The following is a 12,934-nucleotide window of genomic DNA, read 5'->3' as shown; positions in this document are numbered from 1 at the left end:
AACTCACTCATCCGGGTCGGACGACTTCCCATTCGTGGAGTCGTCCGGCCCGGTTCGACACCAACCACCGGTGACCTGGGGAGACGGTAAGTGGACCTACTGAGCAAATACAGCGATCAGCTGATCGACGCATTCTGGACGACGGTGCAACTCACCGCGTTCTCGGCTGTCGGTGCTCTGATACTCGGCACCATCCTCGCGGCGATGCGGGTGTCACCGATCCCGGTCGCGCGTGGCGTCGGCACGGCGTACGTGACGATCTTCCGCAACACTCCCCTGACGCTCATCATCATCTTCTGCTCCTTCGGGCTCTTCCAGACGATGGGCGTCAAGCTCGCCCCCGAGCAGTCGCCGACGTTCTTCGAGGAGAACAACTTCCGGCTCGCCGTGCTCGGCCTCAGCGTCTACACCGCGGCCTTCGTCTGTGAGTCGCTGCGGTCCGGTATCAACACGGTGCACGTCGGCCAGGCGGAGGCGGGCCGGTCACTCGGCCTCACGTTCTCGCAGAATCTGCGGTTGATCGTGTTGCCGCAGGCATTCCGCGCGGTCACCGCCCCACTCGGCAGTGTGCTGATCGCCTTGACCAAGAACACGACGATCGCCTCGGTGATCGGCGTGGCGGAGGCGTCGCTGCTGATGAAGGAAATGATCGAGAACGAGGCCGCCATCTTCGTCGTCGGTGGCATCTTCGCGCTCGGCTTCGTGATCCTGACCCTGCCGATGGGGCTTCTCTTCGGATACCTGAGCAAGCGATTCGAGGTTGCACGATGAGCAATTCCGCCACCGTCCTCTACGACGCACCGGGCCCGAAGGCGAAGAACATCTATCGCCTGATCTCGGTCGTGGTCGCTGTCGCACTGCTGGGAATCGGCTACCTCGTCTACGCTGCGCTCGACGACAAAGGTCAGCTGACAGCGGCGAAATGGGATCCGTTCCTCGAATCGACGTCGTGGACGACGTATCTGATCCCCGGCATCCGCGGCACCCTCGTGGCGGCCGCCGTTTCGATCCTGTTAGCACTGATCCTCGGCGCGATCCTCGGCATCGGACGCCTGTCGGACCACCGGCCGGTGCGATGGGTGGCCGGCGGGATCGTCGAATTGTTCCGCGCCATCCCCGTGCTGATCCTGATGATCTTCTCGTACCAGCTGTTCGCCGAGTACGAGGTCTTCAAGTCGAAATACCTTGCACTCGCCGCGGTCATCGTGGGCCTCACGCTGTACAACGGCTCGGTGATCGCCGAAATCGTCAGGGCAGGTATCAATTCGCTCCCCAAGGGGCAGAGCGAGGCCGCCATGGCGCTGGGTATGCGCAAGGGCCAGGTCATGCGGACCATCCTGCTTCCGCAGGCCGTCACGGCGATGCTGCCCGCGATCATCTCGCAGATGGTGGTGGCGTTGAAGGACTCCGCGCTCGGTTACCTCATCGGCTACGTCGAAGTGGTGCGGTCCGGCCAGCAGCTCGGTGCGTTCTACGGCAACTACCTGCCCGCCCTGATCGTGGTGGCGATCATCATGATCATCCTCAACTACACGCTCACCGTGGTGGCGACCAAGGTGGAGAAGCGACTACGGGCCAGCAAGAAGGGCGGAGGCCCCGGGGGGGCCGTTCCCGAGCTTCCGGCGGTGTCGGTTCCGGGTATGGACATCACCGACAAGCGGTTGTGATCTGACGCGGGTGTGACGTGACACTGCGGTCGGACGCGAACTCTGTTCCCGTCCGACCGCAGTGCTGTCGTCTCGTCAGTGTTGTCGACGTCTCGTCAGTGTTGTTGTCGTCTCGGGTCAGGTCTCGTCGAAGAGGCCGTCGGTTTCCGCACCGGCGCGATCGAGTTGTTCCTTGACCACCTCGAACGCCATGCCCTGGGGGAAACCGCGGCGCGCGAGCATCGACACCAGCCGGCGGACCGCCCGGTCCCGATCGTCCGCGGGCACCGTCCGCAGTTTCTTCGCGACCAGTTCGGTGGCTCGCGCTCGTTCGTCTTCGCTGTCGATCTGAGCGAGCGCCTCGGTGGCGTCTTCCTGACCGATGCCCTTGCGGCGCAGTTCCAGTGCGAGCGCACGTTTCCCCTTGCCGGAGTACGTGTGCCGCGAATGCACCCACTGCTGGGCGAAGTCGGCGTCGTTGACGAGTCCGACCTCGGTGAGGCGATCCAGCACACGCTCAGCGATCTCGGCCGAGTAGCCCTTCTTCGCCAGACGCTCCGATAACTCCGCTCGACTCCGGGCACGGTCCGTCAAGAGACGCAGGCACAAATCCTTGGCCTGCGTCTCCGTTCCACCTTCGCCCGTCGGACGCACGGCGGCGCCTTAGAATTCGACCGGGGCGGCGTCATCCGTAGCAGCAGTGACGTCGGCGCCGATTCCGAGCTTTTCCTTGATCTTCTTCTCGATCTCGTCCCGGATGTCGGTGTTCTCCAACAGGAACTTGCGGGCGTTCTCCTTGCCCTGTCCCAGCTGGTCGCCTTCGTAGGTGTACCAGGAGCCCGACTTGCGGATGAACCCGTGTTCGACACCCATGTCGATCAGCGAGCCTTCCTTGCTGATTCCCAGTCCGTAGAGGATGTCGAACTCGGCCTGCTTGAACGGCGGCGCGACCTTGTTCTTGACCACCTTGACGCGCGTACGGTTACCCACTGCGTCGGTGCCGTCCTTCAGGGTCTCGATCCGCCGCACGTCGAGGCGCACCGACGAGTAGAACTTCAATGCCTTACCACCGGTGGTGGTTTCGGGGGAACCGAACATGACGCCGATCTTCTCGCGCAGCTGGTTGATGAAGATCGCGGTGGTGCCGGAATTGCTGAGCGCACCGGTCATCTTACGGAGCGCCTGGCTCATCAGACGGGCCTGCAGACCCACGTGGCTGTCGCCCATCTCACCCTCGATCTCGGCGCGCGGGACCAGAGCGGCCACGGAGTCGACCACGAGGATGTCGAGGGCGCCGGAGCGGATCAGCATGTCTGCGATCTCCAGCGCCTGCTCACCGGTGTCGGGCTGCGACACCAGCAGCGCATCGGTGTCGACGCCGAGCTTCTGGGCGTAGTCGGGGTCGAGCGCGTGCTCGGCGTCGATGAACGCGGCGATGCCGCCCGCCGCCTGTGCGTTGGCGACAGCGTGCAGAGCCACGGTGGTCTTACCCGAGGACTCCGGGCCGTAGATCTCGACGACACGGCCACGGGGCAGCCCGCCGATGCCGAGGGCGACGTCCAGCGCGATGGAGCCGGTCGGGATGACGGCGATGGGCTGACGGACACCTTCGCCCAGGCGCATCACCGAGCCCTTGCCGAAGTTCTTGTCGATCTGCGCCAGCGCGAGGTCGAGCGCCTTGTCTCGATCGTGTGCCTGTGGTGCCATCGTCGTCCCCATTCCTCGAGTCTCATCAGTGATCTGCGGTCAGGTTAGATCCGGGTACCGACAAGAACCGTGACCACCGAACATCTCCAGCATAGGGGAACGTGTGTTCGATATGTGCGGTCGGTCCGTTCGACACGCCGATTTCTACCGGCGCTGCGGCGGGACGTCGAACTCCACGCAGAGTTCACGCCACACCTCGCGGGGTTCCCGGCCGTCCTCGATGGCTTCGGCGGCGGTCTTGCCCCCGAGACTGAGCAGCACGTGGTCGACGAGTAGTGCGTCGCCGCGCATCTGCCCGAACTCTTCGCGGACGAGTTGGTGAAATTCGGTCAGTCGCACACATCCACGCTAGCCGAACCTCGCGCCGCCCTCTTACCGCAGCGCGTCGCGGCACACCGCCACCGGATCGGCGACGTCCGCGATGCTCCGCGCGGCCCGCCGCGCGGCGTCCGTGTGGGCACCGTTCGAGAGCACCTGTTCGACCGCCGCGCGGAGTGCTTCGGCGCTCGGGGGACGCACCACGACGGCGCTCCCCTGCCGCGCGGCCCGGTTCGCGAGCTCCCACTGATCGCCGCCGCCGGGAACCACCACCGCCGGAACCCCTGCGAGCAGGGCCTTCGCCAGCATTCCGTGTCCGCCACCGCAGACGACGGCCGAGGCCTCGCGCAACATCGCGTCCTGACGGCCGAGACCTGCCCTCGCCCAGGGCGGAACCGTGGCCGGCGATCCGTCCAGTATCGACGCGATCACACGGACACCGGCCCCGTCGAGCCCCGCCAGCGTCGTCTCGAGCATGCCCTCCGCGCCGGTGAACGCGGTCGACGGAGCCACCATGATCAGAGGATCTGTGCCGTCCGGCGCCACGAGCACCTCGTTCGTCGGTTCCCACAGCAGCGGTCCGACCACGTGCGCCTCGGCCGGCCAGTCCGGCCTCGGCACCTCGAGCGCGGGGAGCGTCGCGATCAGCCGGCGAACCGGTCCCGGGTCCTTCGCAGGCAGTCCGACACCGACCCTGGCCTCGGAGCGTTGCCGCACACCCTGCCGGATCGACCGCGCCGTCGCGGTGCGCATGAGCGTGTCACGGAGCCTGCCCCGAATTCCCACGCCCGGAGCCAATCCGCTTCCGATGGGCGGCAACCCCTTGGACGCGGCGTACAGCGGATGCGGGGACAGCTCGACCCACGGGATCCCCAGCCGCTCCGCGGCCATACCCCCGCCGGCGGTGAGGATGTCCGAGACGACGAGGTCGGGTCCCATCGCGCGCAGGTCGGGGAGCAACTCGGTGGAGATGTGCGCGGCGCGGGCGTGAATGCGCGCTCCCGCATCGAGGTCGTCGTCCGTCGGGCGGGGCGCGAGACCTTTCAGCAACTCGGCAGGCACACCGGCCGCCCGTGCGGACTCGACCCACCGTGAGCCTGTGAACAGGACGGGATCGTCTCCGGCCTCGATGAAAGCGAGGCACAACGCAAGGGCGGGAAAGGCATGTCCGGGATCAGGCCCGGCGACCACGGCGACTCGCACGAACCACAGAGTGTCACACGGCCGGCGTCACCGTTTCTCGAACACGGCTTCGGCGGCACCGCGAGCCCGGGCACGATCGGCGGGGACGAGTCCGATCCGGGTGCGCCGGTCGAGCAGGTCGTCGACGTCGAGTGCCCCCTCGTGGGTCACCGCGAACTCGAACTCGGCGCGGCTCACGTCGACACCCTCGGCGATCGGCGCCAGCAATTCGGGGTCGGCGGCGGCGATCAGCGTCGCCTCCGTTCCGTAGCGGGCGAGCAGCGCCGGTGGGGCCGAGACCTTCCGCAGCGCTTCGGGTGTCGCGGCACCGACGAGCGGCAGGGCCCGTGTCCGGCAGGGGCCCGCGTCCAGTCCTGCCACCTCGACCGCGGCGTCGACGGCATCCTCCGCCATCTTGCGGTAGGTGGTCAGCTTGCCGCCGACCACACTGACGAGACCCGTGTCCGAGCGCAGGATGGCGTGGTTGCGCGAGAGGTCCGCGGTGGATCCGTCCCCGGTGTCGAGGAGAGGTCGCAGTCCGGCGAAGGTCCCCAGGACGTCCGAGCGCTGCAACGGAACCTCGAGCGCGGTGTTGACCGTGTCGAGAAGGAAGTCGATCTCCTGCTCCGACGCCACCGGAACGTCCGGAACAGGTCCCGGCGCGGCCTCGTCGGTCAAGCCGAGGTACACGCGGCCGAGCTGTGCGGGCAGCGCGAAGACGAAGCGATTGGTCTCACCGGGGATCGGAACCGTGAGCGCCGCGGTCGGGTTCCCGAGCCGCTCGGCCGGGAGCACCAGATGCGTGCCGCGACTGGGCCGCAACGTGATCGCGGGATCGATCTCACCCGACCACACGCCCGCCGCGTTGACCACGGCGCGCGCCCTGATCGATTGTTCCGAGCCGGTCAGCTCGTCGCGCAGGGTCGCGGACGTCCCGGTGACGTCGTACGCGCCCGTCCGGGTGAGCACCTTCGCACCGTGGAGCGCGGCGGTGCGCGCGAGGGACACCACGAGTCTGGCGTCGTCGATGAGCTGGCCGTCGTATGCCATCAGGCCGCCGCGCAGGCCTTCCCGCCGAACCGCGGGGGCGAGTTCGACCACCCGGTCGGCCCGGACCGTCCGTGATCGCGGCAGGACCGACGACGGCGTGCGGGCACTTGCACGCAGCAGGTCACCGGCCAGGAAGCCCGTGCGGACGAGGGACTTGCCGAACAGCGTCGTCGAATCGAGGACGGGCACGAGCTGCGGGAGAGCCCGGACGAGGTGGGGGGCGGTGCGGGTCATGAGGATTCCGCGTTCGACCGCGCTCTCGCGAGCGATACCGACGTTGCCCGATGCCAGGTACCGCAGCCCGCCATGGGCGAGTTTTGAACTCCACCGGCTGGTCCCGAACGCGAGGTCCCGCTTCTCCACGAGCACGACGTCGAGGCCGCGTGACGCCGCATCGAGAGCGACACCGACGCCGGTCACTCCGCCGCCGATCACCAGCACGTCGACGACTGCACCGTCCGACAGCTGGTCGAGTTCGCGCGCTCTTCGCGCGGCGTTCAGAGCCGACGAGCGGCTCACGGGCGGCGTGTTCGGGTGGTTCACCGGTCTCCTCGATCTGTCGGGTGGGTGTCGGCGGCGTCCGGTGCCAGATAGGCGCCGACAGCGTGCCGGAGTTGCTCCGTCAGGGCGTCGCCGGGAAGTTCCTCGGCCACCATCACGGCCGACTGGACGGCAGACTGTGCGATGAGCAGCACCATCGTGGCGATCTGACGGCTGTCCCCCGCGCGGATCGAGCCTTGGTCCTGACCCGTCGACACCGCGAACGCGACCTGGTCGATGATCGCCCGCTGGCTCGTACCGAGCCGCTCGAGGACGTAGGTGGTGAACAGTTCCTGATCCGAACGCAGGATCTTCACGAACAGCGGATGGTCGCGAACCTCGGTGGACACGTGGACCACGGCGTCGACCAGCTGGCGGTGGACCGATTCCTCGGCGGAGAATTCGGGCATCACCGCAGCGATCTCACGGGTCATGAGATCGGCGACCACGGCCCTGGTGTCCGACCAGCGGCGATAGACGGTCGGCCTGCTGACGCCGGCGCGCCGGGCGACCTCCGCCAGCGTGGTGCGGCGCAGTCCGAAATCGAGGATGCACGAGCGTGCGGCGTCGAGAATGGAGTCCTCGACGCTCGCTGCGGTGTCGTCACGCGACGGAGAATTACGAATAGACATTGTGTGTAACACCGTAACGCATGAATCCCCCGCCGGCACCGAACCGGCACTCGAAACACATCACCAGGCCCACACGATGCCCGCCGCACCCCTACCCCGGCCTCGGCCTCGGGGATGCGAGCAGCGCAGTCGGGATCGGAGGGCGGGTGACAAGGAGAGGTTGCGCGTCGGAGAAAAGCCGAGGGCAACCACGCAATGATTCGGATAATTATGGCGTTCCGTCCGGGTCGGATTCTCGTGCGCGGGACCGGAGCGCCGCCACGATCGTTCTCGCTCACGGCCTCAGCCGAAGAAGTAGAGCTCGAATCCCACCGCGCGTTCGGCGTCGAATCCCGGTTGCGGCCCGGTCACCATCTCGACCTGTGCCCTCGCCTGCCGCCCCACCGGTACGTCGCTCAGCGCCTCGAGGTAGCGGACGTGCTCGGCGAGCGAGAGCACCGCCCGATCCACCGTGTGAGTGACGTCCACCGCGTGAGTGGGTGTCATCGTGTTGACGGCGACCCAGCGGACACCGCGCCACGGCGGCAGCCCCGACTCCCCCAGCTCGGGAAAGATCCACTCGTTCGCGGCATCCGCGGTGGCGTCGAGAACGGATCGGCCGAGTGCGCGGTGGTCCGCACTGTTCAGCTGCCCGGGCCCCCAGGTGTCCGCGAAGTTGGCCGTCACCACGAGATCCGGGCGATGACGACGGATCGCCGTCGCGAGATCGCGGCGGAGCGCGAGACTCTCCACGAGAGTGCCGTCGGGGTACCCGAGGAACTCGACGTCGGTCACCCCCACCACGGCCGCGGAACGTCGCTCCTCCGCCTCCCGCAGCGGGCCCGACTCCGTGGGGTGCAGGCCCGCGATCCCCGCCTCCCCGCTGGTGGCGAGCACGTAGCGAATGTCCTTGCCCTGCTCGGTCCAGCGCGCTACAGCCGCCGCAGCGCCGTATTCGATGTCGTCGGGGTGCGCGACGACGACGAGCCCACGATGCCAGTCCTCGGGTACCGGTTCCATGGGTAGAGCATGCCTGTCAGCTCCGCGTGATGTCCGATTTCTCGCCGGATCCGGACATCGCCTTGATCAACAGGTACACGCCGAACACCACGGCGCTGACCACGAGAATCCAGAACAGACCCTTGACGAGGGCACCGACGACCGCCAATGCAATCCAGATCGCCGCGACCGCCAGAACAATCTTCCAGAACATGATTTCCTCCACTCACGTCTCCCCGATCGATTTCTGCGCCCGACATCTGGTCGACCCCACTTATCGGGTACGCACACCAGCGTGGCACGGCGGAGCGGGTAAATCACCAGGTCAGCGTAAAGATCAGGGAAAGATCAGGGTTCTCCCCCACACGATGTCCCGGAAGTCAGAAGTCACCGGTCGGGTCGATCGACGACATCAGCGGTAGCGGCGCACGATGTCGTCGATCTCGCCGAGAGCCGCCGCGAGGCCGGCGAGCTTTTCCGTCGCCGACACCAGTTCAGCACGCTCGTACGCCAGTTCGCCGACGGCACTCGTCGTTCCGGGAACGGCGACCTCGGCGGCCGCGGCCACCAGTTCTTCGAACTGGTCGACGCCGTCGTCGAGTTGCGCGGCGGCGGAGGCGATCGCCCGGTCAAGCGGTGCGGCCGCGGCCCGGCTCCCCCGCGCGGCGTCCTCCATGGACGTGATGTCGAGGGCGACCGCCTGGAGGGCTGCGGCCGCCGAGCGGGCCGTGGAATGGGTGTCCTCGATGTCCTCGCCGCTGATGCTCCCGGACCGGGACAGCACGCCGAGGATGCCGTGCAGTGCCCGTTCGCTGTGCACGAGTCGCTCCATCGGTTCCCGGGCGGCCGAGGACGGCCCCGGAAGCACCCGACGGGCAGGCAGGCCCGGTGGCAACGTCACGGCGTCGAGCTTGCGGTAACGGCTGACTGCCAGCACCGCGGGGACCGCGAACACGACTGCGCCGCCACCAGCCATCAGCATCGACCACTCCGGTGCCGCCATCAGGGCGAGACCCGCGGCGCCGGTGGCCGAGGATCCGGACACGATGCCGTAGCGCTTCGCGCGGCGCCGGGCGCGCCGCTTCTTCCGCAGCAGCCGTTCCCGGGGGTCACGCCACCTCTGCGCCGCGTCCGCGACGGACTCACCGGCGTCGCGCAGCGCGCCCTGGATCCCCGCGAGCCCGGACACGACAGTGGCCGACCGGACTGCGCGTCCAGGTCGGCCACGTCGGGTGGAACTCATGCGAATACTGTTCGGCTACTGTGCGGCGCCGGTCTGGCCCGCTGCCGGCGGCTGCTTGTCGAGGTTCGGGCTGGCGGGGGTCGCCGGAGCGTTGGCGGCACCGCCGGACGGCAGGGCGTCGCCCTTCATCGAGGCCCGGATCTGCTCGAGCCTGCTGTGTCCGGCCATCTGGATGCTCGCCTGCTGGACTTCCATCATGCGGCCCGATACCGAGTTCTGTGCCAGCTCCGCGGAACCGAGGGCGTCGGCGTAGCGGCGCTCGATCTTGTCGCGCACGGCGTCGAGGCTGGGCGTGTTGCCGGGAGCCGAGAGGGTGCTGTCCATCGAGCGCAGCGACTCGCTGACGCGTTCCTGCATCTTGGCCTGCTCCAGCTGGCTGAGCAGCTTGGTGCGCTCCGCGACCTTGGCCTGCAAAGCCATCGCGTTCTGCTCCACGGCCTTCTTCGCCTGTGCGGCGGCCTGCAGGGACTGGTCGTGCAGCGCCTTCAGGTCCTCGACCCCCTGCTCGGCGGTGACGAGCTGGGCGGCGAACGCCTCGGCGGCGTTGGTGTACTGGATGGCCTTCTCGGTGTCGCCCGCGGTCTGGGCCTGGTCGGCCAGGTTGACGGCCTGACGGGCGTTGGCGTTGAGCTTCTCCACCTCGTCGAGCTGGCGGCTGAGCTTCATCTCGAGCTGGCGCTGGTTGCCGATGACAGACGCGGCCTGCTGCGACAGAGCCTGGTGCTGACGCTGCGCATCCTCGATCGCCTGCTGAATCTGAACCTTGGGGTCAGCCTTCTCATCGATCTTGGAATTGAAGAGCGCCATCAGGTACTTCCATCCCTTGACGAAAGGATTAGCCATGGGTTGATCCTGCCTCCATCTGTTGCGCCGCGCGATGCGCGACCCGATACGCGACCGTCACGCACCGGAACAAGGGCTGCGCCCCGACTGCCTGTCTGACCAACCGCCCACGAGATCGGCGGTCAACTGAAATCTATCGGTTCGGCACGGGTGTTGCTACGCGGCGGCCAGCGCCTGCGCGGGCGCGGGGATGACCACCCGGGTGTCGCGGGCGATGGTCGTCGAACCCGGTCGTGCGCTCGCGGCGGGAGCCTCGGCGGGCGCGGATTCGACCGCATGCCGCTCGGTGTCCGCACGCTTGGCCGAAGAACCGTCGGACAGCGATTCGCTGACGTCGACGAGCACATCGGAGAGTGGAACCTCCAGCGCGTCGCAGATCGCCGCCAGGAGCTCACTCGAGGCTTCCTTGCGCCCTCGTTCGACCTCGGACAAGTACCCGAGGCTCACACGAGCACTGTTGGAGACCTCACGCAGGGTCCGGCTCTGCGAAACGCGCGTACGCCGAAGACTGTCACCGATTGCCTCACGCAATAGCAGCGCCATCTCGCTCCTCCTTCATCCGTCACCTGTCTCGCCTATCTCAACGCGCGAACAGGACCGATTGGTTCCCGACCTTAGCCTGCGGATGATTCCTGCACACGATCGAGGAGTCCCGACACGGCGGCGGAAACCGCAGATTTGCGAATCTGCCACCGGTCACCGGTCAATCCGAGCTCGCGGACGGCCGAGCCGGACGCCCCGGAAATGCTCAGGAACACGGTGCCGACCGGGTGTCCGTCCTGCATGTCGGGGCCGGCGACACCGGTCAGGCCGACGCCCCAGTCGGCGCCGCAGCGGGCGCGTGCCCCCTCCGCGAGTGCGCGTGCCGTGGACGCCGCCACGGGCCCGTCCGCCGCCAGTCGGGTGGGATCGACCCCGGCGAGGGTGGCCTTCAAGTCGGTGGCGTAGACGACGAGCCCGCCGCGGAGGACGTTGCTGGCGCCGGGCACTCCCGCGATCGTCGCGGTGAGCAGTCCCGCGGTGAGCGATTCCGCGGTGGCCACCGTCTCACCGCGGGCGGTGAGCACGGCGACCAGGTCACCGGCCCGCGTGCCGTCCACCAGCGGGTCGGTCACGCCCCGGTGCTCGCGTTCGCCTCGACCTTGTGCACCCCGGCCCGCAGACGGACGGCCTGCACGACGTAGTCCAGCCCGGTCACCACCGTCAGCAACACGGCAGCACCCATGAGAATCCAGCCGGCGACCTCGAACCCTTCGGGCAGCGGCAGCAGGTAATAGCCGATCGCGATCGTCTGCACGAGAGTCTTGAGCTTGCCTCCCCTGCCTGCCGGAATGACGGCATGGCGCAGGACCGCGAACCGGAGCAGCGTGATGCCCAGTTCCCGGACGGCGATCACCGCCGTCACCCACCAGGGCAGGTCTCCGAGAATCGACAGGCCCACGAGGGCCGCTCCGATCAGCGCCTTGTCCGCGATGGGATCGGCGAGCTTGCCGAAATCGGTGACGAGGCCGTACTTGCGGGCGAGTTGCCCGTCGATCCGGTCGGTGATGGCCGCGACCGCGAACACACCGGTGGCGATCAGGCGCCACGTCGTCGAGTGTCCGTCGCCGACGAACAGCACGACCAAGAAGACCGGGACCAGCAGGATCCGGAGAATCGTCAGGATGTTCGCGATGTTCAGAAGCGGTACGGTCGTCTCACTCGCGGGTTCCACCGACGGATCCGGGGCCGCCGGTTTGTCGGCGGCCGTCCTACCCTCGCGCTGCGTGCTCATCGCAGCACCGCAGCGTCGAACTGCACCCCGGGACGCAGCGGGGAGTGGGGAGGATTCGTAGGTCGTACCGGCACGTGCCTAAGAATATCGGTACGGCCGTTGGCTAATGTTCACGACATGACTTCTCGGACGCCGGACACCGCCGACAATCAGCTGATCGTGCGGCGAGCACGAACCTCCGACGTACCCGAGATCAAGCGCCTGATCGACATCTACTCCGGCAAGATCCTGCTCGAGAAGAACCTCGTGACCCTGTACGAATCCGTCCAGGAGTTCTGGGTGGCCGAACGCGACGGCAACGTGATCGGTTGTGGCGCAATGCACGTGCTGTGGGCCGACCTCGGCGAGGTACGCACGATCGCGGTCGATCCGTCGGCCAAGGGCCAGGGTGCGGGACACCACGTGGTGGCCAAGTTGATCGAGGTCGCGCGGGAACTCGAACTCGAGCGGCTCTTCGTTCTCACGTTCGAGGTCGACTTCTTCGGCAAGCACGGATTCGTCGAAATCGACGGCACACCCGTGACCGCCGAGGTCTACGCCGAGATGTGCCGCTCGTACGACACCGGTGTCGCCGAATTCCTCGATCTGAGCTACGTCAAGCCGAACACCCTCGGCAATACCCGAATGCTTCTCACCCTCTGAAATCCCAGTGCGTGAGACAGAAGTGCCCTGATCCCATTTTTGTTCGACGAACCCGTCCCGAGAGAGCGAGAACATGTCCCTGTTCGTAGTGGAGTACACATATTCGGCCGACACCGTCGCAGGACGCGACGAGCATCGCCCCGCCCACCGCGAGTGGCTCGGTGAGCTCGCCGAGCGGAAGACCGTCGTGTCGTCCGGCCCGTTCGCCGACGGCAGCGGCGCATTCATCATCGTCGACGCCGCCGACGCGGAGACTGTGGAACTGCTCTTCACCCACGACCCGTTCGCCCGCAACGGACTCGTGGCGGACTCGCGGATCGTGGAATGGGTTCCGGTACTCGGCGAATTCAGTTCCTGACTCGCCGAGCACCGGACACCT

General features: G+C 67.4%; 17 protein-coding genes. 4 read left to right on the top strand and 13 right to left on the bottom strand.

The features are described from left to right. The first annotated feature begins 90 nt into the window (after nucleotides 1–90). Together QM693_RS18835 and QM693_RS18830 are read left to right on the top strand one after the other, a co-directional pair. Entirely contained in the window at nucleotides 91–771 is a 681-nt protein-coding gene (locus tag QM693_RS18835) for an amino acid ABC transporter permease (RefSeq protein ID WP_005261143.1), read from the top strand. Next, complete coding sequence (locus tag QM693_RS18830) at nucleotides 768–1,667, top strand: amino acid ABC transporter permease (RefSeq protein WP_009480022.1); 900 nt, start codon at nucleotides 768–770, stop codon at nucleotides 1,665–1,667. Before QM693_RS18835 ends, QM693_RS18830 begins: the two co-directional genes overlap by 4 nt. A gap of 117 nt (nucleotides 1,668–1,784) precedes the next feature. On the opposite strand, the gene recX is transcribed toward QM693_RS18830, so the two are convergent. The 13 genes from recX to pgsA form a co-directional block, all read right to left on the bottom strand. Beyond that, nucleotides 1,785–2,300 (bottom strand): recombination regulator RecX, encoded by a 516-nt coding sequence (gene recX / locus QM693_RS18825; RefSeq protein WP_283353125.1) that lies wholly within the window; start codon nucleotides 2,298–2,300, stop codon nucleotides 1,785–1,787. A gap of 9 nt (nucleotides 2,301–2,309) precedes the next feature. Continuing rightward, nucleotides 2,310–3,353 (bottom strand): recombinase RecA, encoded by a 1,044-nt coding sequence (recA, locus tag QM693_RS18820; RefSeq protein WP_005240749.1) that lies wholly within the window; start codon nucleotides 3,351–3,353, stop codon nucleotides 2,310–2,312. Between the two features lie 144 nt (nucleotides 3,354–3,497). Then, nucleotides 3,498–3,692 (bottom strand): DUF3046 domain-containing protein, encoded by a 195-nt coding sequence (locus QM693_RS18815; protein ID WP_005240748.1) that lies wholly within the window; start codon nucleotides 3,690–3,692, stop codon nucleotides 3,498–3,500. Nucleotides 3,693–3,725: 33 nt separating this feature from the next. Next, nucleotides 3,726–4,874, bottom strand: a complete 1,149-nt coding sequence (locus QM693_RS18810) for a glycosyltransferase (protein WP_283353124.1) — start codon at nucleotides 4,872–4,874, stop codon at nucleotides 3,726–3,728. A 27-nt stretch (nucleotides 4,875–4,901) separates the two neighbouring features. Next, nucleotides 4,902–6,446, bottom strand: coding sequence for a glycerol-3-phosphate dehydrogenase/oxidase (locus tag QM693_RS18805; protein ID WP_283353123.1), 1,545 nt, complete (start codon nucleotides 6,444–6,446; stop codon nucleotides 4,902–4,904). Then, nucleotides 6,443–7,075, bottom strand: a complete 633-nt coding sequence (locus tag QM693_RS18800; RefSeq protein WP_283353122.1) for a TetR/AcrR family transcriptional regulator — start codon at nucleotides 7,073–7,075, stop codon at nucleotides 6,443–6,445. Before QM693_RS18800 ends, QM693_RS18805 begins: the two co-directional genes overlap by 4 nt. 282 nt (nucleotides 7,076–7,357) lie before the next feature. Further along, on the bottom strand, nucleotides 7,358–8,074 hold the full coding sequence (locus QM693_RS18795) for a PIG-L deacetylase family protein (protein ID WP_283353121.1): 717 nt from the start codon (nucleotides 8,072–8,074) through the stop codon (nucleotides 7,358–7,360). Between the two features lie 16 nt (nucleotides 8,075–8,090). Next, nucleotides 8,091–8,267, bottom strand: coding sequence for a hypothetical protein (locus QM693_RS18790; protein ID WP_007296377.1), 177 nt, complete (start codon nucleotides 8,265–8,267; stop codon nucleotides 8,091–8,093). A gap of 198 nt (nucleotides 8,268–8,465) precedes the next feature. Further along, nucleotides 8,466–9,296, bottom strand: a complete 831-nt coding sequence (gene pspM, locus QM693_RS18785) for a phage shock envelope stress response protein PspM (protein WP_241961905.1) — start codon at nucleotides 9,294–9,296, stop codon at nucleotides 8,466–8,468. A gap of 15 nt (nucleotides 9,297–9,311) precedes the next feature. Then, a complete protein-coding gene (locus QM693_RS18780) occupies nucleotides 9,312–10,139 on the bottom strand; it encodes a PspA/IM30 family protein (protein ID WP_105414541.1) in 828 nt (275 codons plus the stop codon). Nucleotides 10,140–10,295: 156 nt separating this feature from the next. Next, complete coding sequence (locus QM693_RS18775; RefSeq protein WP_005240740.1) at nucleotides 10,296–10,682, bottom strand: helix-turn-helix domain-containing protein; 387 nt, start codon at nucleotides 10,680–10,682, stop codon at nucleotides 10,296–10,298. Between the two features lie 71 nt (nucleotides 10,683–10,753). After that, nucleotides 10,754–11,254, bottom strand: coding sequence for a CinA family protein (locus tag QM693_RS18770; RefSeq protein ID WP_283353120.1), 501 nt, complete (start codon nucleotides 11,252–11,254; stop codon nucleotides 10,754–10,756). Beyond that, nucleotides 11,251–11,913, bottom strand: coding sequence for a CDP-diacylglycerol--glycerol-3-phosphate 3-phosphatidyltransferase (gene pgsA / locus QM693_RS18765; protein ID WP_283353119.1), 663 nt, complete (start codon nucleotides 11,911–11,913; stop codon nucleotides 11,251–11,253). Before pgsA ends, QM693_RS18770 begins: the two co-directional genes overlap by 4 nt. A gap of 117 nt (nucleotides 11,914–12,030) precedes the next feature. On the opposite strand from pgsA, the gene QM693_RS18760 reads away from it, so the two are divergent. Further along, entirely contained in the window at nucleotides 12,031–12,555 is a 525-nt protein-coding gene (locus QM693_RS18760; protein ID WP_005240737.1) for an amino-acid N-acetyltransferase, read from the top strand. Nucleotides 12,556–12,628: 73 nt separating this feature from the next. Continuing rightward, nucleotides 12,629–12,913, top strand: coding sequence for a YciI family protein (locus QM693_RS18755; protein ID WP_105414538.1), 285 nt, complete (start codon nucleotides 12,629–12,631; stop codon nucleotides 12,911–12,913). Nucleotides 12,914–12,934 lie beyond the last annotated feature (21 nt).

The organism is Rhodococcus sp. IEGM 1305 (genome assembly GCF_030058635.1).
GTDB lineage: Bacteria > Actinomycetota > Actinomycetes > Mycobacteriales > Mycobacteriaceae > Rhodococcus_F > Rhodococcus_F opacus_D.
Note: the sequence above shows the minus strand (reverse complement) of the source record. Positions and strands in the feature narration are given on the sequence as shown.